We start from the raw sequence: 27000 nt of genomic DNA, 5'->3' as shown, positions 1-27000 counted from the left end.
TTAACTGTTCTGAATAACAGCTGATAATTCTTGCTGAGCAGATTTTAACTCAGAAAGGTGCTCGACAATACCATTAAATATCTCACTCACCCGCCCAGCTTGCTCTTGAGTCGAACCTACGCGATTCTGACCATTTTCCATGACTTGCACAGCATTTCTCGCACGTTGTTGTAATTCCTCAATAATTGTCTGGATTTCTGTCGTGGCCTGCTGAGTTTTACCCGCTAAAATTCGAACCTCATCAGCTACAACGGCAAAACCTCGCCCATGCTCTCCCGCACGAGCAGCTTCGATTGCCGCATTCAACGCCAACAAATTGGTTTGCTCTGCAATATCTCTGATCAAAACCAATACCGTTCCGATATTACTACTGTCTTCTTCAAGGCGCTTAATCACTCCTGAAGCGTGCGTTACTTCATTGGTTAAACCGCTCACTTCATTAATAACATTCGCCGCTGATTCAATTCCCTGAGAAGATCCCGTATTCAAAGCATCAAGTTTTGAGGAAAGTTTCGCCGATAACGCTAACAACTCACTATTATCAAAAGCCGCCGATGTAGCTGGTGCAGACATCTGCTGCTGTGCATAGCACGCAGCTAACGTTTCATTCAACTCTTCCATCTGCACGTCCAAGTCGGCAACCTTAGATTGAAAAGTGGATTTTTCAATCATCTCCTTAGTCACCTGATTCGAAGCCATTTCGAGCAAGGAATTTATCGCATTAATCAATTTTGGATCTGAATTCGGAATATCAATCGTAGTGGCAAGATCATCCTCTTGAATAATATTTTTTATGGCATTAACTAACTCGGATTGATCACAAGCTCCAGACTTATTGCATAATAGTAAATAAACAAAAGCACCGACAACAACGGCAGTGATTACCACCACCATCATGACAAATCCAAACGTCGGGATTCCTGCAATAGTTGAATCAGCATATGCATTGGTTGCTGTCAGAGCAAAGAATGCAGCAACACTTTTTACAAATTTCATAATTCGCTCCTAGGCGTAAAAATCAACAATATTATCTGTAGCAACTACTTGTGTAGGTGACATTTCATTTTTCAAATCTGAATCTTGTTCTTCTAAATTAACATGAACACTACTCGATCCAGATTGTGAGTTCATATCTTCGGCAAACTGCCTATCATCGCCAACGTCCAAAGACCCTAAGTCTATACCTGCCTGCTCCATCATCTCACGCAATTTTGGCAAAGCATTATCCATTGCCTCTCTTGTTGTTGCATGATGTGCCGTCATAGTGACATGAACCTGCTTATCTTTATCCATGTGTAATTTGACTTGAACCGGACCTAACTTGTCGGGGTTTAATGTAATACTTGCCTGTTGCAACTGATTATTTGCCATATAGACAACACGCTGCCCAAGAGCCTGCCCCCACTGGGGAGACTTAACTGGAAGCGCGATGCTTTGCATCCCTAATGGCAATTGAACACGTCGTTCAGCTGTCACCAAATCAGTACCTAACACCCCCTCTTTAACATCTGTCTTAGCCAACAATTCATCCGTTGCTTTCACAACCATCTGTTGCTCAATACCCTGCGTTTTTTGCATTTGTGCTTGCATCATTTGATTCTGCTGCTGAGCCGTTCCCTGAGAAAACGATTGGCTATTTTGAGCGGAATTTGAAGATGACTGCTGAGTTTCACTACCCGAAGCTCCCCATTGCGCCTGACTCTGAGAATTTGAACTACCTACCGAGGTCGACGATTGAGAAGTGTTTACACTATGTCCATTCATTGCCGACCCTGGTGAAGAAGCAATAACCGCTCCCTCAGAAACCGCTTTCAAATCAAGCTGATTTACAGCTAAATCAGTATCAACCTCAGAACCCTCTCTACTAGGTGTTTGCAAAACTACTGAGGACTCCGGCAATCCAACTTGGGGCTTTTGTTCACTATCCATTTGAGTGATAACGTTTAAATCGCTATCTGAACCAGGCATATATGAACTGACGTCACCATTGCCATTCGACCCATCTTCAACGACGTCATTATTTATGGCGTCAATCATTAGTGCTGGCAATTTTTCGCGCCCATCTGACTGGGTTGTACTTGAAAGCATCTCACTATCAACCATTGTCCCATCAGCCATCTCTGAAGAAAGGACTTTTTCCTCTGACAGGTCGGTTAACAATGGCTCATCCATTCTTAAGGCGCTATTTTCATTTGAATTGTTTTTTACTAGACGATTATCCCCCGCCACCTTGCTAGAGGCCACAATATGTTCAACTAGACTCATGATATTGTGTGCAACACCAGGACTTTCAGCAGAATCCAATTCTTGTGAAACACCAACTGGTGATTGAACCCCGTCTTTTGCAAGATTTAGGCTTGATAAAACATTTCCTTCAGCAACCTCAGTATTTACAGAAATGTCAAAACCATCCAAACCTGACAAAACGGCAACATCTGAAACCGGTGAAGATAAAGATGTAGCGTCTAAAGCTTCTACATCAATGCCTTGCAAACCAGGCAAGATGCCGGCAGGCGAATCCAACAAAGATTCCGAGCTTGCTGGCTTATCTTCAGCCCTTTGAAACATTGAGGCAAATAAGTTTGAAAAGCTTGCCTCTTGTGGCAAAGCTTGCCCTTTGTCTTTAAGCGACATCGCCTCAGCATGTTGTTCAGCTGGTAAAACATTAGAAGAAATAAGCATAATTGACTCTCGTCTCTATATTATTCAGTAATTCAAGAAAAGCAATATGCATGCCTAGATATAAAACTTAAATAAAACCGTTGGTATCCTGAAGGTATTTTTGAGAAGCTAACTCGTCCATCATTCGTTGTTCTTGCTTGTTAAGTTTAATAGAATCATTATTCTGTATGCGTTTAGCCAAGGCCTCTAGCGCTTTAACCCGGGAGCGTTTTTCAATCCAGTTTTGTTGAGCTAACTCAACCATTTTATGGGACTCTGCCACCTGATTGCTTTGAGCGAACACGGCCTGAACCAACTTATCCGCAAAAGCATTATGGGTCTGCAATTGAATTGGAGATATTTGAGATACCGAACTCGGTTTTTTAGCATATTCAGCTTGATAACTCTCAAGCGAGCTTAATTGTGACTGAGCATCCGCCAATTTAGATTGCATAAGCGCAAAAGTTTGCGCGGCTTGATCTAATTCAACCTCGGCTAACTCAATAATTTTTTTTATTCTTTGTAGTCGACTTGCCACAAGCTTACCTTTTCTTCAACCGCAAAAAATACAACTTTAACTTAACGCTTTTTTTAGCGCTTCTAAAGATTGTTCAACCGAATAATGCTCATGAATACCTTGGGATAAAAATTCATTCAACACTGGGTGTTTCGCAATAGACTCGTCAATAACCTTATCGGCCCCTCTACGATAAGCCCCTACACTGATTAAATCGTGGTTTTGTTGATAGGTAGAGTACAAATTCTTAAATTTTCTAGCCATGACCAATTGCTCTTCTGGAACAATTTCAACCATAACACGGCTAATGGAAGACTCAACATCGATAGCCGGATAACGTCCGCTATCAGCAATCTCTCGTGAGAGGACAATATGCCCATCCAACACACCTCGAGCAGAGTCAACAATAGGATCCGACTGATCATCACCTTCAGCCAATACGGTATAAATTGCGGTGATTGAACCGCCCCCCAACTTACCGTTTCCGGCTCGCTCAACCAACTGAGGAAGCTTTGCAAAAACCGAAGGCGGATACCCTTTACTCGCAGGAGGCTCACCGACCGCTAGAGCAATTTCACGCTGCGCCTGGGCAAAACGAGTTAAAGAATCCATTAACAGTAATACATTTTTACCTTGTTCTCTAAAATATTCGGCAATTGCTGTTGCAAGCATGGCACCATGCATTCTCATTAACGGTGGATCATCTGCTGGCGTAGCCACCACCACGGAACGCTTCAAACCTTCTTCACCTAAGTTTTGACGAACAAACTCATTTACCTCGCGACCACGCTCACCAATCAAGCCAACCACCACAACATCGGCATCGGTATAACGTGTCATCATACCCAATAACACACTCTTACCAACACCTGTTCCTGCCATCAAACCAATACGCTGCCCTTTTCCTAAAGTTAACAGTCCATTGATTGCTTTAATACCAACATCTAATGATTCCGTAATCGGATGACGACTCAATGGATTGATTCTTTCACCTGACAAAGGAACATAATCGGTCACTTCAATCGCACCTAAACCATCCAATGGTTCTCCAGTGCCACTTACTACACGACCTAGCATCGCTTGCCCGACACCGACTTTCACACCGCCTTCAACCGGTAACACTTCAGCATTGGGCGACAAACCATTGGTATCACCAATCGGCATTAAGAATAGCCTTCCATCGTGAAAGCCCACCACTTCGGCTTCTATCGGAGGCAAATCAACACCGCGCATAATCTGACAGCGAGAACCGATAGGCGCAAAAGTACCGACAACCTCTAAAGTCATCCCAACCATGCGCACCAAACGTCCCGCAACCTTTAAAGACTGAGGCTTGATAGCCACATCCTGCAAATGCTGCAAACGTTCGCTTAGCTTACGGTTTAAACGACTGGTTAGTTCCATGGTTTTCTTCTATTTTTGGTAAAAATACTTGGACGCAAGATCAAACTAAAAATTTGAATTTAAGATTTAGAGCTGGTGCTGTCTTCTGATTCAACCATTTTCTCTTGAGAGGTTTGCTCTACAATATCGTCAAAACGGGCGATCCAACTATTCAATATAGTTGAATAATCCTGCTTGACCAAACAAGTGCCCTTATAGACATTGTGGCTTTCATGTAGCTGCCATTTTTCGGAGATGGAAGGTTTTGAAATTTGTAAAAAAGCTAAATCATCAGGATGTAGATAAACATTAATGACACTTGATGACTCTGGCAACTGCTCAACCGACTCTTGCACGGAGTTTAAAATCCAATCTTTATCTTCAAGCACATTTTTTTTAATGACGGTTTGGGCAACATGTAGTGCGAAATCAACTAAATCAGAATAAATCTTTTGCTCCAAAGAATCAAAAGGCTTATGTAAAACCGATAGAATAGCGTCAAATTGTTCTATTTTAGGCTCTATCGTTTCCATTACTTGAGCTTTAGCTTCTAGCTCTCCTTGCTTGGAGCCTTCTTCAAGCCCTTTTTGAAAACCTTCGTCATACCCCTGTTTGAACGCAGAGTCATAAGCGTCTTTCTTTATCAATTCAGCTTGCTTCTGAATTTCAGGCTGGATCTCTCGCTGCAGTTTTTCATAAACTTCGGCAGACACCTTGGTCGTCTCTGCGACCTCATCTTTTTCAAAACTGGATAATTTCCATGGTTCAATATTAGGCGATTGTAAATCCGTGGATTGTACAAGTTTGGTTACAGGAATCTGCTCCTCTTTGAAAGAACTTTCCGTGTTAAGAGACTGATCATCCACTTACACGAACTCCTCACCACCGCCAGGCATCATGACCTTCTCTTCATCGGCTAAGCGGCGAACGGTTTGAATAATGGTACGCTGTGCATCTTCAACCGCACTAAGCTTAACAGGACCACCGGTTTCTAAATCATCGCGCATAATATCGGCTTGTCGTTTGGATAGGTTGGATAGGAATTTCTCTTTAATCGCAGTATCAGCACCTTTAAGCGCCACAACCAATAGATCACTTGGAACTTCAGCCACAATTGCCTGAATACCTCTATCATCGATTCCACCAATATCATCAAAGACAAACATTTTGTCCTGAATCGCTTTACTGACATCTTCATGCTCAATGGCAATATCGTCCAGGATTCTAGAATCAACACCGCCACCTACTAAGTTCAAGATTTCTGCAGCGCGTTTCTCACCACCAATGGTAGCGAGTTTACCACCCTCGCCATCACTTGAAGCGTTTTGAAGAACATCATTCAAATCAAACAGTGCTCGTGGCTGGATGGTCGTTAAGGTTGCAATACGATAAATGACCTCGGCCTGAAAACGCTCTGGAATACCTCTTAACACTTCTGCAGCCTGATCCGAATCAAAATAAGATAAAACGATTGCAACAACCTGAGGGTGTTCGTTACGAAGCATATTGGAAATCGTTGAAGGATGCTGCCACTTCAAAGCTTCCAAGCCCTTAACCTGATCACCAAGCAAGGCAGCATCCATAAGATGACCACCGCCATCGCCCAGAGCATCGGCCATTAACGATTGAGCGTATTCACTTGGATCAACACCTAACGCATCCTCACCAATCTCATCTAAAAAAGATTTCATAACATGGTGAATATCACCATGAGAAACATTCTCTACAGATGTCATGGCTGAGCCGATTTGCTGCACTTCTCTCGGATTTAAATGCTTAAGCACTTTAGCTGCGGAGTCTTTTCCTAAAGAAAGTAATAAGATGGCCGCTTTATCAAGCTTGGAAATATCTTTTTGTTTTCCTATTTCTTCAATCACTGATTCAGGCATATTAAGCTCCAGACATCCACTGTTTGATTACATGGGCGGCAACTTTTGGATCTGCAGCCACAATAGCTCGTACTTTCTCTAATAACTCGTGCTCAGCTTGTGATTCCGCTTCAGATTCGGCTGCTGTTTGCTCAACCTCTTCATTCATTTGTTCAAGAGCTTTAGAGATTTCATCGACATTCTCTAACTCTTCTTCTTCCTCAGGAACATCATCCGGGTACTCCAAATAAGTCTTTTCCTTCTTAGAGAGATCTCTTAACATCGGTCGAATCACACCAAAGATGATAATCAACACCGCCAGGCCTGCTAACAACTGTTTAACCAAATTCCAGAACCACGACTCTTGCCAAATAGGTGTCATTTCCAGCTCTTCGGTTGGCGCAACAACAAATGAGGCGTTTACAACACTTAAAGTATCGCCTCTTGTTTCATCTAAACCGACGGTATCACTCACCAAACGTCTATAACGCAGCAACTCTTCGTCTCCCAACGGTTGACGGACAATCGCACCATTTTCATCCAAACTTGTCTTATCATCCAACACAACCGCAACGGATAATCGATGAATGTTACCAACAGCATTTTTGATATGGCTAACCGTTCTATCCAGCTCATAGTTTTTGGTTTTCTTCTCACTTGAGCTCTTAAGATTTGGATCGTTTTCTGGCGTATAGCCTTCTTCAGGAGCAAGGCCTGCTCTTGGGGGTTGGTTGGTTAAAGCACCAGGAATCCCTGTTGGTCCCTGATTACGATTGATTTCTTTAACTTCCTGTTCAGAACGCACGGCTTCCGGATCAGGCTCATAGTTTTCACGTGTTTGCTCTTGCTGAGTAAAGTCGAGTTCGGCTGTAACCTGAGCTCGAACCTTATTTTCACCACCAACAATAGGAGCCAGCAACTTAATAATTCTATTGGAAAGCGTCTCTTCAACCTGTCGAGTATAATCAAGCTGCTTCATACTCATGTTAAGCATGCCAGTATTCGAATGAGAACCGGTTAATAAATTACCATGTTGGTCAACAACCGTAACAAACTTGACATCCATATTGGGAATACTAGAGGCGACCAGGTAGACAATGGCACTCACTTGCTCTTCATTCAGGGTTCTACCAGGATAAAGCTTAACAACAACCGATGCCGAAGGTTGTTGCTGTTTACGAACAAACACCGAACGTTTAGGCAACCCCAACATAACTCTTGCAGACTTGACCGCATTAATAGAGGATACCGACTTGGCCAGCTCACCTTCTAATGCTCGATGATAACGGGTGGTTTCTTTAAACTGAGAAATACCGAACCCTTGTTCGGCATCTAAAAGTTGATAGCCTGTTGCGGCTTGTTTGGGATACCCTGCGGCGGCAAGTTTAAGACGTAATGAATGAACCTTATCGGTTGGAACTAGAATCCCACCGCTAGCCTGATCTATCTGATATTTAACGCCATCCTGCTCTAATGTTTGCACGATTTCATTCATATCTTTGGCATCAACGCTGCCGAAAAGCAAGGTATACGGAGTATTTTGTGACCAGAGTACAATCCCAACAACCAAAGCCAGTGACGCAGCTAATGCGACAACCAAGCTAACCTGTTTGGCAACCGATAAAGAAGTGAGATTATTTAACAGCGTAGACCCAACACCAGAAGGAGGCATGGTATTCAGTGTGTTATCTATTGAAGCTTGTTGTTCAGCCATTATGAAATCTTCTTATCTTTTAATTTTAGTTAGACAATCAAGCTGCTAACTATAAAGGCATATTAATCACATCTTTATAGGCTTCAACGAGTTTATTCCTTACCTGGGTCATGGCCTGAAAAGACAAACTTGCTTTCTGAACCTGAAGCATAACTTCAGACAATTCCATTTCCGAATCACCTTGTTCAAAGGCTTTTTTCATATCACCAGCTTTGTGCTGCTCATGGTTAACAGATTGCACAGACTCAGCCAATAAATCGGCAAAATTAGCCGCTTTATCGCCTCCTGCTTGCACACTTTCTGTTGCATCCACAACGGACTTGGACTCAGCTTGCGCAGCTAGAGATCTCATTTGCAACATTAAACTTTGCGTATCAATCGGGTTCATCTGTATCGTTAACTCCAAAAAAGGCAGTATGCTATTTCAACTAAATTCTATGAATGCAATGCATTATCACATAGTTCTAAACGTCTTTCAGCAATTGATATGCCATTTTTCCGTCAAAAAACCAACAATTCTCTAAACTAATTATTCAATTGGCCGATAACGGGGATTTTATGGCACATCAACACCTTGTTCTTTAAGTTTGGCAATCTTATAACGTAAAGTTCGCGGACTAATATTCAACGCTTCTGCCGTCTTTTGACGATGCCCAGAATTCTGCCTAAGCGTTTCTAAAATCAGCTGAGTTTCTCGGGCTTTTAAATCCATTGGTAACTCCATGGGAGTAAAGTCGTCTTCATAAGATAGCGTTACAACTTCAGACTCGTTAATGGCATCAATATCGTTTTTAGCAGATTGGACTGACTCCGAATCGGAGGATGAACTTAACACAACATTGGATTCAAACCCTTCGTCCAATAAGATATTTTGCTCTTGAATGGTATCACCAGACATCATAACCAAGGCTCGCTGAATCACATTATCTAATTCGCGAATATTACCAGGCCAGGTATATTGAATAAGGCGTTTCATCGCCGGGGCGGAAATCATTGGCTGAACTCGGGTAGAACCGCAATGCCTCTGAATTAAACGTTCCGCTATCGCCGCGATATCTCTTTGACGCTTTCTCAAAGGTGGTAAATGCATTGGGAAGACATTCAAACGATAAAACAGGTCATCCCTAAAGGTTCCCTCGCCAATCGCTTTTTTCATATCGACATTTGAAGCACTCAGGACACGCACATCCAACTCAACCACCTTGGAGCTTCCGATACGCTCAACCTCTTTTTCTTGGAGCACACGTAAAAGCTTGGCTTGTAAATCCGGTTTCATCTCACCGATTTCATCCAAGAAAATCGTCCCATGCTGCGCCTGCTCAAACTTACCAGGCATCGCTTTTGCAGCCCCAGTAAAAGCCCCTTTCTCATAACCGAACAGCATCGCTTCAAGCATGCTTTCTGGAATGGCTGCGCAGTTAATCGCAACAAACGGCTGTTTAGCACGAGGAGACTGCATGTGAATATAGCGGGCTAAAACCTCTTTACCGGTACCACTCTCCCCGCTAATTAAAACGCTGGCTTCACTTTGAGCGACTTTTTTAGCCATCGTCTTAAGCTGTTGTGTAGCAGGCTCGGCAACAATAAAGTCATCCTCACTGGAAGCATCACGATTGAAATAAACCTTAGCCTTTTCCACCAAAACACTGGCTTCAAAGGGTTTTACGATATAGTCCACAGCACCGGCTTTCATCGCCTCAACCGCTTGTTCAATGGTGCCATAAGCGGTCATCAAGACAATCGGCAAGTAAGGCTTGATTGCACGGATTCGCAACATAAGCGCATAACCATCCATGCCATCCATGCGGATATCGCTAAACACCATGCCAATTTCGTCATCTAAAGCCTGCAAAGCTTCCTCGGCACTGCTTACACTGATAATTTCAAAGCCATTTAACGTTAAAGTATCAACCAATGCCTCTTGAAGTTCACAATCATCTTCAACCACCAAAATTTTGGCAATACTCATACAGTTTCCTTTCTAGACGTTAATGGTAAACGCAACCCAAACTGCGTGCCATAACCCACTATTGACTTAACCCAAACTTCACCACCATGTGCTTCGGCAATGGCTCTAACAACCGCCAAACCCAAACCCGTCCCTTTTGCCCTACTGGTATAAAAAGGTTCAAAAATTTTTTCTAACTTTTCCGATTCGATGCCTGGCCCTTTGTCACTAATGACCAAATCCACTTTTTCATCGGAAAGTTTATTCACACTGACTTCTATTTGCGCCGCTTGGCCAACCACATCAATGGCATTTCCAACTAAATTCTGCAATGCAGTCATCAATGCATCTTGATCCCCGGTAATGACTAGGCCTGGTAAGAATCCATTAAAACGGATTTTACTGTTCGACTGTGTGATTTGAGCATCAACAGCTTGTTCCAAGTTAGCAATCAAAGAATCAATTAAAATCTCTTTTTCGCTACCTTTACCGCCTTTGGCATAGCGCAACATATCTTTAACCAAGGACTCTAAGTGATTCAAACTATTCAACGCCTTGCCTACAAATTTTTCGCGTTTATCCGTATCCAAATGTTCGGAGTTCATTTGAGAAACATACAGCAACGCAGAAGACAAAGGCGTTCTAATCTGGTGAGCCAAAGAGGCTGCCATCTCACCCATAGAATGCAATCGTTGGTGACGACTGACATGTTCTTGCAATTGCCTTGCCGCACTCACATCCTGAATCAATAGAATACGACTTAAATCACTATCCGCAGGAGATTCCGATAGTTGAAAAACCAAACCGTCGTGGGTAATGAGTTCTCCAGCATCATTTGAATTCAGAAAGACATTCATAATGACAATATCCCAATCACGCCCAATCGCATCTTCACCTAAGATCGATTTCGCACTTGGATTCATTTCGAGTATTTGATTTTTTTCATTTAAAACAATCACACCAGCAGGCAACAAATCCAACAAGCGGCTCAACTTATCCGCTACTTGTCTTTTTTCTTGATCGCTTTCCGCAAGTTGTTTTTGAAGATGGGCGGCCTGAGTCTGAAGAGCATCGTAGGACGAGGTCAATTGCATTGAGGTTTGATTAAACAAATCAAAAGCCGCTTCCAACTCATTCAAACGCTTTTGCTCTTCAATATTAATCAACTCAATTCACCTAACATTCATTACATTGTGGTTATGACAAATCATACTTACGAATTTTTTCTACCAAAGTTGTTCTATTCGTTTGTAATAATTTTGCAGCTTGAGATACATTGCCATCAGTTTGTGACAGAGCCCGTTGAATCAGCTGAACCTCCATCTCCACTAAATAAGACTTCAAATCCAAACCTTCGTCCAAATTAGGCGTCGTATTCACTAAATCTGATGATTCAAACGCATTGGATGAAGAGTTGGCATTGCTTAACTTCTCATCCAATTCATCCTTTTCTGCAGTAGTGTTTTGCAACACCTCAACACTACTCACTTGCGAGTCTTCAGCTTTTGGAGCAACAATTAACTGGGCATCTTCTGGCAATTCAACCTGATATTTTGCAGGTAGATCATCATAATCGACTGGCAAGCCTGGAAACAATATAGAAAGTCTTTCTGAAAGGTTACCAAGCTCGCGTACATTACCTGGCCAAGGATAGTTTTGGAGAGCAATTAAAGCTTTTTCAGAGAAGGTAGGGATTTTTCGACCATTGGCCTGGATACGGCTCAACATAAACTCAAGGAGTTCAACAATATCTTCGGGTCTTTCCCGTAAGGAGGGCATTTCAATCGGAAAGACGTTTAAGCGATAAAAAAGATCCTCACGAAAATCCCCCGCTTCAATGCTATCTTCCAAATTTCTATGTGTAGCGGCAATAACACGAACATCGCATTCAAAACTTTTATTGCCGCCCACTCTTTCGTAAATTCGTTCTTGTAAAACGCGTAACAGCTTAACCTGCATCGGCAGCGGCATATCGCCAATTTCATCCAGAAAAATGGAACCTTTTTCAGCCATTTCAAAACGGCCTTTACGAGCGGTAATCGCCCCGGTAAAAGCCCCTTTTTCATGACCAAAGAGTTCACTTTCTAAAAGTTCTGCGGGAATAGCGCCGCAATTAATAGGAATAAAAGCCTTATTGGATCGATCCGAAACATTGTGCAAGGCTTGTGCAACCACCTCTTTACCCGTACCCGATTCGCCAAGAATCAGAACAGTCGCATCGGTTTGCGCTACCTGAAGGATGAGTTTTTTAACCTGTTGCATCGCTGGACCACTGCCAACGAGTGAAGCAAAAATTTCTTGAGACATCTAGTCGCCGTTTAATTGTATGACACCTAGGTCACTTTTATATACTGCTTTGATAGCGATGTCAAAATTTTGGCAACATTTTTTGTAGGTTTATTTTAAGTAAGTTTTAACTGAAACCATATTTTTAGTATCGTTTTGTAGATTCCTTAGGATTAGCCTCTGTTCTTTTTCGATTAATTCTTGTATTTGTACATTATCAGCCAACAGCTCTAAACTAATATCTTCAACTTGTTGTCCATATTTATTTACTGCTGTTTCCAGCATTTTCAGCCACTCAGAATCTAACTCTGAAAACCTCTGCCAATCGGCTCTCTGCGCGGATAACAGCATGTTCTTTGAGTGCGCCAACAAGGATATTTTGGTATTTTGTAAAGTCATTAAACTTAAACTTTGATTTTATCAATTTGCTCTTTTGAAACCTTCTTAATATTATCAGGCATCATTTTCCAAGCTTCGCTAACCGTGCTGATATGAGAAATCACCTCATCAACAATTTCTGTATCATTTTTTAGTGACGATTCAAATAAACGACGATAACAGTACTCATATAAATCATATAAATTCTTAGCTATGTCCCCTCCTTTCTCCAAATCAACACAAGTTCTTAGTGAGGCTAAAATCGCCAATGCCTTATTTATATGGGTAGATTTTTTTTCAAAATCCTTTTGCAACATAAATACTTTTGCAAGATTCATATTTTTCAAAGCGCCATCATAAAGCATTTCAACCAATTTATGAGGTGTTGCCTCAGAAACAGCTGTTTCTACATATGTATTAGCGTATTGTTGAACAAACTGTTTTTTCATTGCCATGTTCATATTTTTCACCTATTCAAACAATCTTAGTTATTATTGTTATTATTTGAGAATGTTGCAGTTAGAAAGTCACTTGTTTGTTGTGAACTAGACAATAACGACTGCAATGAAGAAAATTGAAGTTGATATTTCAATAACATTTTTTCATAACGCGCATCTAGCTTGTCATTTTTATCATTTAGCTCACTAACCCGTTTAGTCAATGAATCCATTCTGTCTGTAACAAGACCGTTTTCACTATCTAGCAAACGTCCTATTGTGTCATTTACTCGACTTGCAAAACCTTGGGAAAAGACGATATCACCTCTTGAGCCAATTGCGCCACCAAGAATTTCAAACTCTAACCCCCTTACTTCAGCGGCTGTCGTACCAATAACAGCATAATCGGAAATTTTAACCTTACGACCATCATCACTATCTGCGTATGCCCCTAAGCTTAAACTACCACTTGCCGTAGTAATCGTACCATCAATATTTTGCCCAGCATCAATTAAATCAGTAGCTAAACCCGCGTTCCCGAAGTTCAAAAAATTCGTTAACGAAACATTTGAAGCAAAACCATATCGACCTGAAGTTATCGTTAAAGCATCACCTGCGGTAGCAATATTAATACTCGCCCCTAACGCAGAGACTTCACTCAAATTATTTATTGAGCTACGCATAGTTTCGGCTAACTCACTTAAAGTGTATTTGTCCGCTGAAATAACCGCAGATGCTGCAGTTGAACCATCGATAGAAACATCAAAACTGGCGTCTGTAGCAATATCAATTAACTGTTCACTTGCATAGTTTCCGGCTAAAAAACCTTGATTCTGCAATAATGTGGCTGCTGATATATCCAGCGTTCCAGTCGAACTCGAAATTTCAAAACGTGACTGCGATGAATCATAAGCTACTAAAACTGACTGTCCTGTTTGTGCACTTATATCCGCTTGCATCTGTGCTGCCACTAAATCTCTAGAGCCATAGCTTCCAGAAGTAAGATTAATAGTAGAAACAGCCCCGCCATTAAAAGAGATATCAAAGGATGAACCCGCCTCAATAGTCAAAGCGGCAACAGGATCTTGTACAGAACTTCCAGCAACACGATATTCATTGGCAGCATATACAACATTACCACCGGTAACAGTTGCCCTTTCAGCAAGCTGTGTCACATCAATCGCGTAAGTACCAGCTAAAGTCTCATCACTGCCACCAATAACATTCATCAATGAATCCGTTGTCTGACCACTTTTTGAAAAAACGCTGGATAAAGCATCTAAATTGGAACTCACTAAATTATCTAATACAGCACTATCTACCGAAAGTTTTCCCTCTTTATCAAAAGAGATCCCTACTGAAGCAAGGGTATTTGGATCGGTTAATTCTGGAATGGCTCCGCTAAGCGAACTTCTTAACTGTTCTTTTAAACTTCTAAGTAGTGAACTGCCTGCTAAATCACCAAAAAAAGCATAATCCTCCATCGTTTCTTCTTCCGGAGTAAGCTGCTTATAAGAACCTAAATCATCCAAAATCGTATCTAATTGATTGTAAACATCAACAAAATCTAGAACTGTATTGGTAATTTTTTCCGAATCTGAATTTACGGTCAGGCTTTGTGTTGTTCCTGGAGAAGCTGAATTTAATTTAATCTCTAAACCGTCAATAACTTCACTAAATGTATTTGTAGCACTAGAAATATTCAATCCATTTACGCTTAAAACCGCATTTTGAGCTTCAGTGGTCGTGGTAAGGCCATTTACATCAAAATCGACAATCCCACTAATAGATATTTCCGATGCTGCGCCAGTATTTTTAGACGAAAACATAATTTGATAGCTACCACCATTATTAATAATCGAGGCATTAACTCCGTAATCACCGTTATTAATAATATTTTGTAATCCTTCAAGGGTGTTGTTTGTATTATCAATAAGTATATTTTGGGTTTGCCCTCCAACACTAATAGTCAAATTGCCTGTTGAAATAAGATCTGAAGCTGAGCTATATGTTTGATTACCAACCAAGGTGTGCGCTTTAGCAATTTGTACAGATTCAATTTGGTAAGAGCCCGTTACAGGCACTCCATTAGTTTGAACTGTAAAAACAGACTCATTAGAAGACTGAGCTTGTCTACTTTGAAATAGGTTCGGGGAAGATAAGTCCGTTAAATAACTTTGAAAAGCGGTAATATTAGATTCTAAATACTTCAATGCACTTAACTCTGTATTTACCTTAGTTTGGCTCTTTTCCACAATTGAACGAGGCCCTGCTACCTCAGCCTCAGCCATGACTTTAGCCATATTACCAATATCAAATGTGCTATTTGTTAACGTATTTAAAAGCGTTGTACCAATTTCATTTGCCATAACAGCGCTCCTGGTCGGGGAAAAAGAATTTTAATTTATTTTATCTCAGAATAACATTAGCACCAAAAATGCCAACTTATCTTTTGTTATAACTTCTATAACGGCTAAAAATAAAAAACTTTAAGAATTCTAGGGCTAAAAATAAAAAAAGCGGCCAAAAGGCCGCTAAACACACAAGGGAAATGGTACCACCTGTTTTATACAGTTTCATTGGTCAACAAACCAATGGGTGGCAATATCTTTTCAGAAACCTGTTTGCTCATCTCTAAGTATTGTCCAATACTTTTTGATATAGCTAAAAATTCTTGAGAAGGAATCTGACGAATCACTTCATCAGATTCTCTATCTTTAATGAAGATGACCATTCTGTCAGAATCTTCATCTCTTTCAAACTTCAAATAATTTTGAAGTTTTTGCAACTGAGCATTTAAGTCATTCATCTGCTTATCAAGCTCAACTGCATCAATTTGGCCACTCACTTCTTGCGGTGTTGATTGTTTAAAACCCGCTTTCTTCTGCTCAACTTGTTGAGCAACATCCTGCTGGCTTACCCTCTCAAAACCGCTAGAAGCAGTGGGAGTTGTGGACACATCCAAAGGAATTTTAGTCAGATTATTAGGTTGTATTCCGCTTAACTCAGCCATACCCCCCTCCTTAATTCAGTTCATCATCTATATGATTTCATTGAATAAGGCACCTGTCAAACCTTCTTTGTTAGATAGTCCACTTTGTTGTACCGAATCAAGATAGTTTTGAATGTTTTTCATCATTTTCAACGATTCTTCATTTGGGTACTGTTTAACTACTTCATCAGTCGCTTTATCAATAACTTTAACTACTGAAGACTGAGTATTTTCATCCACCGTAAAGGTTACACCTAATCCAAGTTGATCAAGTCTTGAGTTAACCTGTTCAACTTGTTTTTGCAACATCTCTTGGGTTTCTTGCTGAGCCTTTATCAAGTTAGGAGAGACGACTGAGGTCTCGACCTGTTGTTGGGGAACTTTATTTGCATTAGACGATGTTGCTAAAGTCTGAGCAGAGTTCGTTCCCTGTACAGGGGATGATATAGAGTTTACGTCCATCTCAATCCCTCCTATTTAGCTCACTAGTGAATTAGACTATCCACGCTAAACCTAAGTTTATCGTAATAGAGCCAATACGTTTTGTGAGTTACCATTTGCCTGGCTTAACATACTCATACCCGCTTGCTGAAGCACTTGTGTACGGGCTAAGTTAGCGCTTTCTTTTGCAAAGTCTGCATCTTGAATGCTAGAACGAGCTGCTGAAATATTCTCACTCACATTCTGTAAGTTAGCAACAGTGTGCTCTAAACGGTTTTGAACCGCACCAACACCTGAACGAGCTGTACTTAATACAGAAATCTGGCCATCTAAACCAGTAATTGCAGCAGCAGCATTTGCAGAAGTATCTACACCTAGCGCTGTTACAGCAGTTGCAATCGCAGTTCCACCAATTGTTGTAATATTGATTGAATCATTAGCATTATCTTCCCAACCAACTTGTAAGTTAGTTGACACAGCTGTATCTAGAACTGACACGCCATTAAACTTGGTTGTTGAAGAAATACGAGTTAATTCAGCCGATAATGCATTAAATTCAGCATCCATTGAAGCTCGGTTGGCCGCAGAGTATGTTCCGTTTAATGATTGTACCGCTAATTCACGTTGACGCTGCATCATGCTTGACATTTCTTCTGCCGCACCATCAATAGTTTGTGCCATAGAAATACCATCATTCGCATTGCGCACCGCTTGATCAGTACCCATAATTTGTGAAGTCATTTTGGTTGCTACTGCTAAACCTGCCGCATCATCTGCCGCACTATTGATACGTAGACCAGAAGTCAAACGCTCCATTGACACTGCTTGTTGACGACTTGTTCCATCAAGTTGACGAGTTGCATTGATAGAACTTACATTTGTGTTGATTACCATTGCCATGATAAATCTCCTTTTTGTAAAGAAATGTTAGTTTTGCCCTAGTTGGCGTTCTAACTTTTATGTTATCCGCCAACTAGGTGGCGAATTCCGTTTGAGAGCCTCATAAAAAGAACTCTTCAAAATTTTAGTTACCAGGCCTGATAAAAGCCTAATAAACTCTAATTTTACTTATTGCAGTAACTGCATTACATTCTGAGAAGCTTGGTTAGCTTGACTTAACATACTCATACCTGCTTGCTGTAAGACCTGTGTACGAGCCAAGTTAGCACTTTCTTTTGCAAAATCAGCATCCAGAATGCTTGAACGTGATGCACTAATGTTCTCACTAATATTTTGTAAGTTAGCGACCGTATGCTCTAAACGATTTTGAACTGCACCAACACCTGATCTTGCGGTATTTAACACTGAAATCTGTCCATCTAAACCAGTAATTGCAGCAGCTGCATTTGCAGAAGTGTCTACACCTAGCGCTGTTACAGCAGTTGCAATCGCTGTTCCACCAATTGCGGTAACAACTATCGAGTCTGCTGCGTTATCCTCCCAACCGGCATGAATTTCAATTTGAGCCGCAGTATCAAGAACAGATACACCATTAAACTTTGTTGTGCTTGAGATTCGAGTCATTTCAGCTGATAACGCATTAAACTCTGCATCCATCGCAGTTCGGTTGGCGGCTGAATAAGTTCCGTTCAACGACTGGACTGCTAATTCACGTTGACGCTGCATCATTCCCATCATTTCTTCTGCCGCACCATCAATAGTTTGTGCAAGAGAGATACCGTCATTCGTATTACGAATCGCCATATCCGTACCCATGATTTGAGTTGTCATTCTTGTTGCAACTGCTAAACCTGCCGCATCATCTGCTGCGCTATTAATACGAAGACCTGAAGTCAAACGTTCCATTGATACTGATTGTTCACGACTAGATAGGTCTAGTTGGCGTGTTGCATTTAAAGAAGCGATGTTTGTGTTGATTACCATTGCCATGATATTTCTCCCTATACTTTTAATAAGTATGTTGTGTGTTTACTTGTGTTATTTATTTTTTAATTTGAGGCAATGTCTCTTGCCTTCAATTACCTTAACGGTGCGTATTTAAAAAACTTTAGAATTATTTTTTACTTTTTTAGATGGGACAAAAAAAAAGCCATTCAGAAGAATGGCTTAGTGATTCAAATCAGGTAAATACCTGTAAAAGAATTGGGTTTTATGATGAAGTATTCAAATCATCAACAAAGCTTTGAAGTTTTTGCTGATCTAATAGGGGACTTCCCTCAGCCTCACTTAACAGAGTGTTTGCCAAATCAACCAGCCCTACTTGAACGTAAAGTTTAAGAAGGCTTATCACTGCGTTGGTATCTTGTTTAAGTAAAGGATAAGCTTGGTAAGTTTGGATTGCACCATCGACATTACCCAACAAAGCTAAAGAGTCTGCAAAAATAGGCATATACCTTTTATCGTATCGACACAAAACTTCTAAAGTTTCAAGAGCTAAATCGTATTTACTCAAAGTAAATGCCAGAGGAAATAGTCTTTGCAGAACATACGCTTTTGTTTTTTCTGGATCAGCCTCTAAGTATTTCTCTAACGCTTGCTCAGGGTGGTTCTGTAATTCAAAGAGAGTACCTTCTGCAAATAACTTAACGGCCTGAAAATGCTCTTTTGGTAATGATTGAAGCTGACGAATCACCTTTTCTATTGGATGGAACATTTTCTGTTCAAAAGCCTTTACGACTTGCAACACATACTCTTGAGGGTCTGACAGGCGGCTTTCAAAGCGGGTCTTCAATTTTCTTTCATCGTGAACGAGTTCTTCATAAGCAGATTCCAACTCCTTAACTTCATTAGGAAACTTTGACAAATAATATTCATAACCATGCTCATCAATGCTTTCTAACCACACATAAAATCGACCAGGAACCCCCTTATTTAACCACTGTTGCGCTAATTCAGGAAAGTGAGTACTAGAATCCATTTCAGACTTTCTAAAGTTGATCTCGTTTCGAATGGACAATATGCGCTCTAAAAATCCTTCCGAACCTTTTTGTAAGCCGCCAAAAAAACCCATTAAGGCGTTGGTCATTTCTTGCTGAGACATTGCTTCTTCTGACTCGACAGGCTGAAGTGTTTCCATAAAATCAACATAGGCGTAATTCACCATTGTTTGATAGTCCACACCAACATAATTTTCTAACTGCTGTTTTATCTTTAATACTTCATTAATTCTTTCAGGCTGTTTTTTAACATCCTTGAAAAGGATAGAGGTAAGGTGAACACCTGTTTTAGCTTTGTTAGCAATCTGCTCAAGCCAAATCTTAGCCCGGTTGAGCTCAGCGGTTAAGAACTTTAAAAACTGTTTTTGCGATTCAATAGAATCTTGTAACTCAGATTTAAACACATCCACTACATCAAATTTATCAACACTTAAATCTAACGATTCAATGGATTGATAATCAATACCGTTAACAACCGCAGCGCCAGAGTTCAAGTTATGCGCTTGTAACCCAGTCCAAGTTTTTGAAAGCTTAGCAAATTGCTCTTCAAATAGATTGCGTGCATCATACAATTGTATATTCGTACCTACTTTTTCACCTCTGTAATTAATCGCTTGAGTATCAAAGTAATCCCTAATTCCCATTTGGGATTCAATACTACCCGATTCATGACACACTCCGTCTAGCGTAAAACAGAAATCAACACCCGCTAAATAGAGATTTGATACGCCTAAATAGACCGCCATGCCAAACATAGCGTTAGTCACTGTGGGTCCATCAGAAATAAAGTTATCCTCACTGCCTTTCGCCCACGGAAACCTTCGACGAGTATAGGTTTTTAAACCTTTCCATTGCTGGATTAATCTTGGATAAGGGTGTTCTCCAGTAATTAAGATACTCTGGTCAGCAAATTGATACATCTCCTTCGAATATTCAAAAATCAAAGGCTGAGGGTCTAACGAAGCAATAAAATCGGGGGTAATCCCTTCTTTTAACAGTCTCTTACAAATTCTACTTGCTGCAAATATCCAAACTTTATTCTGATTTACTTTCAGCCATGGAATGATTTGATCTAAAGAAGGCCCTCCGCCCAAGATAATTCCGGGTACTTCTCCTTTAAGGCGGTCTTTGATTACCTGTAAAGGGTGTACTAAATCACAAACGTTTTCGAGCTGTTGATCAAACACCTTTTTAAAATCACGGTTATCCACTCTATCGATTCTAAAGCGCTGAAATTGCTCTTCATAACGTCTAAAAAGCCCTTGGTATAAATCCATTTCTCTATCTACAACAAGCGACTTTAACAAGATGATTGCATTTCTAATGACATAATCTTGATGTGTTTCATACAGCACTTCAAAATTAAAATCATTAAAAGCGTACAGTTCCATCTTAGGATTAATCTCTTTATTTTGTTTAAGCCATTCAATAACAGGAGCGTGATCAAGCAAAATAAACCGTTGTCCAGGCGTTGCAATCTGAGAAAGGTAATCTGCCAGTAATCCTGAGTCGGTACCCAATACAACAAACAATTTATCTTCAGGCAAACTCAAACCAACAAAGTTTTTATAAATAGTTTGTGACAGAGTATGTTGAAATACGTCAGGAAAGTAACTTTCAAGAACCGTTTCGTTAAATTCAGTTAATGCTATCTGAGGTGTTTGCATCATTTTTTTATCATCTTTATTGATTTTATAGGCAATCTAAGAATGCACTTACTATGAAATTGTCAGCATTTTTCTAACAAAAACCAAGTGGTGTCATCTAAAGGAAAGTTTGGATCATTACGATAAACAAAGCCGTAGTCAACCAATTTTAGATCTGGATATTGCGCCATCATTTCCCCAGCAAAATCACGCTTAAAATAACGTCCTTCATTGCCTCGATAGTCAATTGCAACCGGAGTGGGATTGTAAGATTCCGATAATAAAATCCAACGGCTACTAGATGAATACAAGTTGGCATACATAGTGGCAAGCTCATCAGGATGGATGTGAATTAGCACCCCCAAAACCATTGATAATTCATAGGTTTTAGGAGAAGAAAAATCTAAAGCAGACTGATGGTAAATGGCTTCACACCCCCCCCACTGTTCTAGTTGGTTTTTAGCAAACTCATTGATTTCAACAGCAGACACCGCAGCATTAGGAAGTAAATTCTTTAACGCTTTGAGGTTTAGGCCAATATTTGCGCCGAATTCAATTACCGATGACAACCTTCCCGTACGTTGCACAATTTTTGAAAAAAGTGCTATTTTACTCAAGAGTAATTGTTCACCATCATTTCGCTGACTATAAGCATCGCCAAATTCACCCGCCCAAAATAATTCCTGCTCGGTTTTATAACTCATCGTGACTCTCCATCCTCATTATCTCTATATAAAGAGACTGTAAATAATGTTGTTTTAGGCCTTTTGACACTACTTAAAATTTAACTATTTCCTACCAGGTCTGGTCGAATATCTGTTTAGTCACAGCCTGGCCTTTTCTTACACTCTGTTTTACCCTACGACCTATCAGCAAGTCTAAATACTTAGGCTCTATTCCAAAGCCCGGACGAATACTCTTAACATGCTCAGCCGTAATGATTTCTCCAGCATCAATATCTTGAACAAAATAGAGCGATCGACGAAATTGAACATTACCGATTTCGCTTTGATGAAGTAATCGGCAACATTGCTAAGCAGCAAAATTGAGAAGTTCTTTATAACGGTTTTTAGCTTGAGTAACCTTTTCTATATATCTTTTGGTTTCATCAGATTGATGCTTGTATCTTAAGGTACGATATACTTGCCTAGGGTGCAACTGATTAATCCTATTAACAGCTTTTTCAGGTGTAGCTCCAAATAACTTCAACACCGTTGAAATCCCGCCGTTATATGAAGAAATTGTCAGTAACTCTCTACTCTCAGAGTTACGAATATCTTTCAAATACACATTATTCAATAAACTGACATAAGCCGTACCCAATCGAATGTTTTCTTTTGGATTAAACAATTCCGTTTTAGTCGGTTGACCTGCTCGTTGATCAATATTTTTATACACATCGCGTCCAGCAGAACCAGCTTTAATTTGCATCAAACCAAGAGCATTAGACTGGCTCACCGCTTTAGGGTTGAAAGCACTCTCCACATGCATAATTGCAAAAATCAACTCTGCTGATACACCGTATTGATTTGCGTATTGATTCACCCAGGCCTGGTAACTCTTAACCGAATTAGGAACCTGATATTCAGTTAAAGGAATACTTACGACAACGAAATCACCCTGTTCATCGGTAACTTTCTCACTATGGTTCAAAATCAAAGATTCCGCATAACGAAAAGCTTGGGCTGGATAACGAATCGGTTTTTTATATTCGTTTAAAACTCGCCCATACAAATAAGGTTTTATTCGGGTATTGATCGCTTCTGTAGCCACCATTCGATTAGCGTCAATACGTTCAGGTAAAACCAGCAATCGTGAGAGCGCTTTTTGCATATCTCTTTTGGAATAGTCTGCAGAAAACTCAACTAAAACTTCATCCTCTAATTCAACCAATAAAGGAATTTCTCTAGGCTTTACTTGATTCGGTAGATTTTCTGAATAGGTATTAGAAAAAGACTTCTCTTCAACACGTAACGCATCGTCTTGAGAAAGATTATTAAACGGAGTTTTAACTGAACCAACTACCAAATCTAAAGGTAATGCTTGTTTTTTGACACCATCAATATCATTATCTTCACCTATCAACTCCAGATTTGAAGACATCACATTATTCGTCAGACTGTTTTCCGAGACCATCCCACGAATACCGGAAGCATAAAAAACACTATTAACCCTTTGATTATCTGTAGGTTTATTAACAGATGCATTCAATAAAATCCAGTTTTGAAACGGCACAACGTAACTGGCACTAAGCAAAATAAGCCCTGAAACTAACGCAATCGTTGTTATTGATTTGATTTGTTTTTCCACAAAAAAACCTCCATATAGGAGGCTTTAGCAAAACGAATACCAAGTCTTATTGTTAACTTAAAAGAGCTTTATAATATTATCTTAAATAGTTAAACAGCGACATGTCTTGAACACGTGAAAAAACTTGTTGTGCCATCTGCAATGCATTTTGGCTTTTCGTTAATTCGGTAACACCTTCGACAATATCCATATCTTCCAAGCCCATTCTGCGCTCTTCAAGCGCTATCTTGAAAGACTCACCCGCGTCAAACTGTGTCTGAATCCTATTTTGTCTACCACCAATTTCGGCTCTGACTTCTGCTAATTGCTCAATCCCCGCTTTCAAGTCTTCGGCAACTCCCGCAGGAGGTTCCAAACCGGCATTCAAGGCATTTTTCAATTCAACTAAAACATTCAAAATATTTTGATCAGGAGTCCCGGTAAACGTTGTTGTCGTGCTGATACCGAAAACTTTTTGTCCATTATCACTGATTCTAACTCGGCTAGAGTCACCCTCATCATTTGGTTTTAACTTATTATCATCATCAAAACCAATTTGAACAAAACGCGATCCATAATTTGCCAATGGATCCTCAACAGGGGTAACTCCATCGGATTCAAACTGACCTGCTGCATTAGGGCTACCTATATAAGCGTAATACCCAGGATTATTGACATCTTCAACAAACGCCTTTTCAGCATTCACACTGCTACCGGCAAAAATCAACTCACCTTCAGAGTTACGGTAATTCATCATATTTTGTACTTGCAAAATAATCTGCTCTATCTCTTTACCTGTAGCCTGACGGTCTTCCGCTGTGTAAGTGCCGTTTAACATTTGAATCGTTAATTCACGCGCGCGTTGTAATGAATCGGTTGTATCTGCAATCGCCGTTTCTTCAAAAACCAATTGGGCTTTGGCGAATACGCCATTCATTGCATATTGGTCAATGCTGTTCATGGTGCGGTTTAAAGAGTGGATTTGATTAAGCGCAACAGGATCATCTCCTGGCGCATTAATACGCTTTCCAGTACTTAACTTGAGTTGCGCATCTAAAACATCTTGTTGATGTTTTTGAATCGACTGCAACCCTTGACTATGAAATAAGTTCGTTGAAATTCTCATGACTCTATACTCTTGAAAGATCTAATAAGGTTCTAAACAATTCTTGAACCGTGGCTACAATTTGGGCAGAAGCTTCATATGCCTGCTGATAGCGGACAAGATTAGCGGCTTCCTCATCTAAACTAACCCCTGAATAAGACTCTCTCTGCGTAACCATCACGTCATGGACACTCGATTGGGCAGTAAACTGGATATTAGTCCCCCTGACATACATTCCCACATTCGAAGCCATTTTCGAGTAACCACCTAACAAACTCTCGGTTGCTTTACCATCGATACCAGAAAATAAAATTTTCGCGGATTGTAAACCTGCCATATTTGCAATGTTGACGTTGTCACCAATTCCTGCTGGAGCAGGGACTTCATCATCTAGGCTACCATCGGAATTCGAATCAACAGGACTCTGACCTCGAGTAGCCAGTAAACCAGGATCTGAAATCACTTTAGAAAAGTCTTCTAAAATCTGTTTATGCGGTTTAACCAAAAAAGAATCTTCATCAACCGGCGCAGAAGTGATTGCGGTAAAGTCAAAATTTAAACCTTCGACATTTGCCGCCGTTCCTCTCGCTATCGAGATAGGCGTTCCAGAACTATCTAATACTGGTTGCTTAGTCGTGTAATCAAAAAAATCAAACGAGTCCGTTGATGCGTTATACATTAACTCATACTCTCTAGGCTGAAATTGTCCTATTTCAGAGAAAGCATTCTCAAGATAAGTTTCTTTATCACCATAAGTAGCGGGCTGTGAACTTAGAGCGGTCAAACCATCATAAGGCGGTTCAGACACACCGGCATTCGGATTAAAACTGACGGTAATGTCTGAACCATAAACCGTACCTTTATTGTTTTGGTTATCCATAGCATTAGTGGACAAGGGTTGGAATAAGTTTCCACCGGCATCACCATTTATGTCATACCCCTGATAATGCTGCCAATTCATAGAAGCGACAATACCATTTAAGGTTAGCCCCAAATCGTTTTGAGCCTGGCCGAGCATATTATCCCTAAAGTCTAAAAGACCACCCAATTCACCACCAACGATTTTATCGCTGATAAGTTGTTTTTGGTCACCGATATAAGCATAGACCTCGGTGCGGTTTTCATCCTGATAATCACTACGACTGGCTTCTAGGCGCATTAACGTATTGCTCGCCAACAACGGTACTCGTCCATTGGCGGCATAAAGGTCAACCCCTCCATTATCATGGTAGTAGGTTTTAATATCCATATACTGACTAATCTCTAAAATAGCCTGGTCTCGCTGATCCATTAGGTCATTTGGCGTGCTTTCGGTATTTTTGAGAATATTATCTATTTCCACATTCATCTGTTGAATAGACTTAAGTCGGTTATTCACCTCTGTCACAACATCAGAAATCTGGTTATTGGTTTGAGCACTGGTGTCATTGAGCACCGTTGTTAAATTACCGACATGGCTTTCCAAACTACCCGCTTCATCCAACACTTGCTGTCGACTCGTTGTTGAAGCTGGATTATCTGATAATGCTTGTAGGGAAGAAAAATAACGATTGATGAACTCTTGCACACCTTCATCGTTACTCGCAACAATCCCCTCAACTTGTTTGGATAAGCTTGCTTGAGTGTCATAACGATCTAAAAGACTTTGACTTGAATAAAGCTGGGTTTGTAGGTATTCCGAATATAGACGCTCTATTCCACCCACCATAGAACCACTACCCTGGTAGTTATTACCGGCATTACCTGGTGCGCTACTCTGGATAATAACACGCTGTTTTGTATACCCCTCGGTAGACACGTTAGCTACGTTATGACTGGTAACTTCCAGTGCCTTTTTGAACGTATTCAAAGATAGTGAGGCGATAGTTAACATATCAGCCATAGTTCATTCCTCATTCTGGTCAGAATAGTAATTCTATTTATGACTTACCTTTTGAGTAAGTATTTGAAAAACCAAAAATTATTTGATTTTCCTTAACGCTAGAGCATCTTTGGTTGAAGAAACCAGTTGTTGTTTTTCTTCAGGGATTCCTTGTGTATTTTGTTCCGCGACCGCTTCTTGTTGTTGGATATTTTTAGTCGCTGGAATACTGGGTAAAAGCTGCTCTACTATTTTATCGGCAAATCCTAGATTTCCTTTAGCCGCTAAATCTTGCGCTAATTGTTTATCGTGCCAATCTTTATAAAAATCGCCCTGATTTCCATCGAGCCAACCATCATCAAAACTGACTTTTCTCGCTTCTTTGAATATTTGCTGAACAAAGATTGCTTCAAACTGTTCGGCAACTGGCTTTAAAGCCGCGCGTTGATCCTCTCTAGCTTGCTGCTTTAAACCATCTAAACCTTGAAGATTAGCATAGTTTTGATGCTCGCTAGAAGCGACACTCTGGTTTGCTAGGGCGTCAACACGGCTGTTTATATTCATTATTCTACTCCTA

25 protein-coding genes are annotated in these 27000 nt (G+C 40.4%); all 25 read right to left on the bottom strand.

Annotated elements, in window-relative coordinates; translation table 11 throughout:
- Positions 1–996 carry a methyl-accepting chemotaxis protein gene (locus L6421_RS11520; protein ID WP_311195292.1) on the bottom strand — a complete coding sequence of 332 codons (996 nt, stop codon included), beginning with the start codon at positions 994–996 and terminating at the stop codon, positions 1–3.
- Between the two features lie 9 nt (positions 997–1005).
- The gene (locus L6421_RS03915) at positions 1006–2682 is read right to left on the bottom strand and encodes a flagellar hook-length control protein FliK (RefSeq protein WP_237263791.1); all 1677 of its coding nucleotides are present in this window, start codon (positions 2680–2682) and stop codon (positions 1006–1008) included.
- 67 nt (positions 2683–2749) lie between these two features.
- Positions 2750–3199, bottom strand: a complete 450-nt coding sequence (gene fliJ, locus L6421_RS03910) for a flagellar export protein FliJ (RefSeq protein ID WP_237263789.1) — start codon at positions 3197–3199, stop codon at positions 2750–2752.
- A gap of 36 nt (positions 3200–3235) precedes the next feature.
- On the bottom strand, positions 3236–4582 hold the full coding sequence (gene fliI, locus L6421_RS03905; RefSeq protein WP_237263788.1) for a flagellar protein export ATPase FliI: 1347 nt from the start codon (positions 4580–4582) through the stop codon (positions 3236–3238).
- A 59-nt stretch (positions 4583–4641) separates the two neighbouring features.
- On the bottom strand, positions 4642–5427 hold the full coding sequence (locus tag L6421_RS03900; protein ID WP_237263786.1) for a FliH/SctL family protein: 786 nt from the start codon (positions 5425–5427) through the stop codon (positions 4642–4644).
- Positions 5428–6450, bottom strand: a complete 1023-nt coding sequence (gene fliG / locus L6421_RS03895) for a flagellar motor switch protein FliG (protein WP_237263784.1) — start codon at positions 6448–6450, stop codon at positions 5428–5430. It lies immediately after the preceding gene.
- Between the two features lies 1 nt (position 6451).
- A complete protein-coding gene (gene fliF, locus L6421_RS03890; protein WP_237263782.1) occupies positions 6452–8143 on the bottom strand; it encodes a flagellar basal-body MS-ring/collar protein FliF in 1692 nt (563 codons plus the stop codon).
- Between the two features lie 49 nt (positions 8144–8192).
- Positions 8193–8531, bottom strand: coding sequence for a flagellar hook-basal body complex protein FliE (gene fliE, locus L6421_RS03885; RefSeq protein WP_237263780.1), 339 nt, complete (start codon positions 8529–8531; stop codon positions 8193–8195).
- Positions 8532–8699: 168 nt separating this feature from the next.
- Positions 8700–10112 carry a sigma-54-dependent transcriptional regulator gene (locus L6421_RS03880; RefSeq protein WP_237263778.1) on the bottom strand — a complete coding sequence of 471 codons (1413 nt, stop codon included), beginning with the start codon at positions 10110–10112 and terminating at the stop codon, positions 8700–8702.
- Positions 10109–11257 carry a sensor histidine kinase gene (locus tag L6421_RS03875; RefSeq protein ID WP_237263776.1) on the bottom strand — a complete coding sequence of 383 codons (1149 nt, stop codon included), beginning with the start codon at positions 11255–11257 and terminating at the stop codon, positions 10109–10111. The genes L6421_RS03880 and L6421_RS03875 overlap by 4 nt, the downstream gene beginning before the upstream one ends.
- 31 nt (positions 11258–11288) lie before the next feature.
- A complete protein-coding gene (locus L6421_RS03870) occupies positions 11289–12398 on the bottom strand; it encodes a sigma-54 interaction domain-containing protein (RefSeq protein WP_237263774.1) in 1110 nt (369 codons plus the stop codon).
- Positions 12399–12488: 90 nt separating this feature from the next.
- Positions 12489–12776, bottom strand: a complete 288-nt coding sequence (locus tag L6421_RS03865) for a hypothetical protein (protein ID WP_237263772.1) — start codon at positions 12774–12776, stop codon at positions 12489–12491.
- A 5-nt stretch (positions 12777–12781) separates the two neighbouring features.
- Positions 12782–13216 (bottom strand): flagellar export chaperone FliS, encoded by a 435-nt coding sequence (fliS, locus tag L6421_RS03860; RefSeq protein ID WP_237263770.1) that lies wholly within the window; start codon positions 13214–13216, stop codon positions 12782–12784.
- A 23-nt stretch (positions 13217–13239) separates the two neighbouring features.
- Positions 13240–15561: a flagellar filament capping protein FliD gene (gene fliD, locus L6421_RS03855; RefSeq protein ID WP_237263768.1), complete on the bottom strand. Its 2322-nt coding sequence runs from the start codon at positions 15559–15561 to the stop codon at positions 13240–13242.
- Positions 15562–15758: 197 nt separating this feature from the next.
- Positions 15759–16205 (bottom strand): flagellar protein FlaG, encoded by a 447-nt coding sequence (locus L6421_RS03850; RefSeq protein WP_237263766.1) that lies wholly within the window; start codon positions 16203–16205, stop codon positions 15759–15761.
- Positions 16206–16232: 27 nt separating this feature from the next.
- Positions 16233–16646 (bottom strand): flagellar protein FlaG, encoded by a 414-nt coding sequence (locus tag L6421_RS03845; RefSeq protein WP_237263764.1) that lies wholly within the window; start codon positions 16644–16646, stop codon positions 16233–16235.
- Positions 16647–16703: 57 nt separating this feature from the next.
- Complete coding sequence (locus tag L6421_RS03840; RefSeq protein WP_237263762.1) at positions 16704–17525, bottom strand: flagellin N-terminal helical domain-containing protein; 822 nt, start codon at positions 17523–17525, stop codon at positions 16704–16706.
- A 168-nt stretch (positions 17526–17693) separates the two neighbouring features.
- Positions 17694–18515, bottom strand: a complete 822-nt coding sequence (locus L6421_RS03835; RefSeq protein ID WP_237263761.1) for a flagellin N-terminal helical domain-containing protein — start codon at positions 18513–18515, stop codon at positions 17694–17696.
- A gap of 220 nt (positions 18516–18735) precedes the next feature.
- Positions 18736–21192, bottom strand: coding sequence for a 6-hydroxymethylpterin diphosphokinase MptE-like protein (locus L6421_RS03830; RefSeq protein ID WP_237263758.1), 2457 nt, complete (start codon positions 21190–21192; stop codon positions 18736–18738).
- Between the two features lie 59 nt (positions 21193–21251).
- Positions 21252–21872 (bottom strand): pseudaminic acid biosynthesis-associated methylase, encoded by a 621-nt coding sequence (locus L6421_RS03825; RefSeq protein WP_237263756.1) that lies wholly within the window; start codon positions 21870–21872, stop codon positions 21252–21254.
- A gap of 91 nt (positions 21873–21963) precedes the next feature.
- Positions 21964–22170 carry an SAF domain-containing protein gene (locus L6421_RS03820; protein WP_255695519.1) on the bottom strand — a complete coding sequence of 69 codons (207 nt, stop codon included), beginning with the start codon at positions 22168–22170 and terminating at the stop codon, positions 21964–21966.
- A gap of 30 nt (positions 22171–22200) precedes the next feature.
- Positions 22201–23478, bottom strand: a complete 1278-nt coding sequence (locus tag L6421_RS03815; protein WP_237263754.1) for a murein transglycosylase domain-containing protein — start codon at positions 23476–23478, stop codon at positions 22201–22203.
- Between the two features lie 76 nt (positions 23479–23554).
- Positions 23555–24583 carry a flagellar hook-associated protein FlgL gene (gene flgL / locus L6421_RS03810; protein ID WP_237263752.1) on the bottom strand — a complete coding sequence of 343 codons (1029 nt, stop codon included), beginning with the start codon at positions 24581–24583 and terminating at the stop codon, positions 23555–23557.
- 4 nt (positions 24584–24587) lie between these two features.
- The gene (gene flgK / locus L6421_RS03805) at positions 24588–26444 is read right to left on the bottom strand and encodes a flagellar hook-associated protein FlgK (RefSeq protein WP_237263750.1); all 1857 of its coding nucleotides are present in this window, start codon (positions 26442–26444) and stop codon (positions 24588–24590) included.
- A 78-nt stretch (positions 26445–26522) separates the two neighbouring features.
- Positions 26523–26987, bottom strand: a complete 465-nt coding sequence (locus tag L6421_RS03800) for a rod-binding protein (RefSeq protein ID WP_237263749.1) — start codon at positions 26985–26987, stop codon at positions 26523–26525.
- Between the last annotated feature and the right edge of the window lie 13 nt (positions 26988–27000).

The sequence above is a fragment of the Thiomicrorhabdus immobilis genome, assembly GCF_021654855.1.
In the GTDB taxonomy this organism is placed as follows: domain Bacteria; phylum Pseudomonadota; class Gammaproteobacteria; order Thiomicrospirales; family Thiomicrospiraceae; genus Thiomicrorhabdus; species Thiomicrorhabdus immobilis.
The sequence above is the reverse complement of the archived record's forward strand: the minus strand, read 5'-3'. Positions and strand labels throughout refer to the sequence as shown.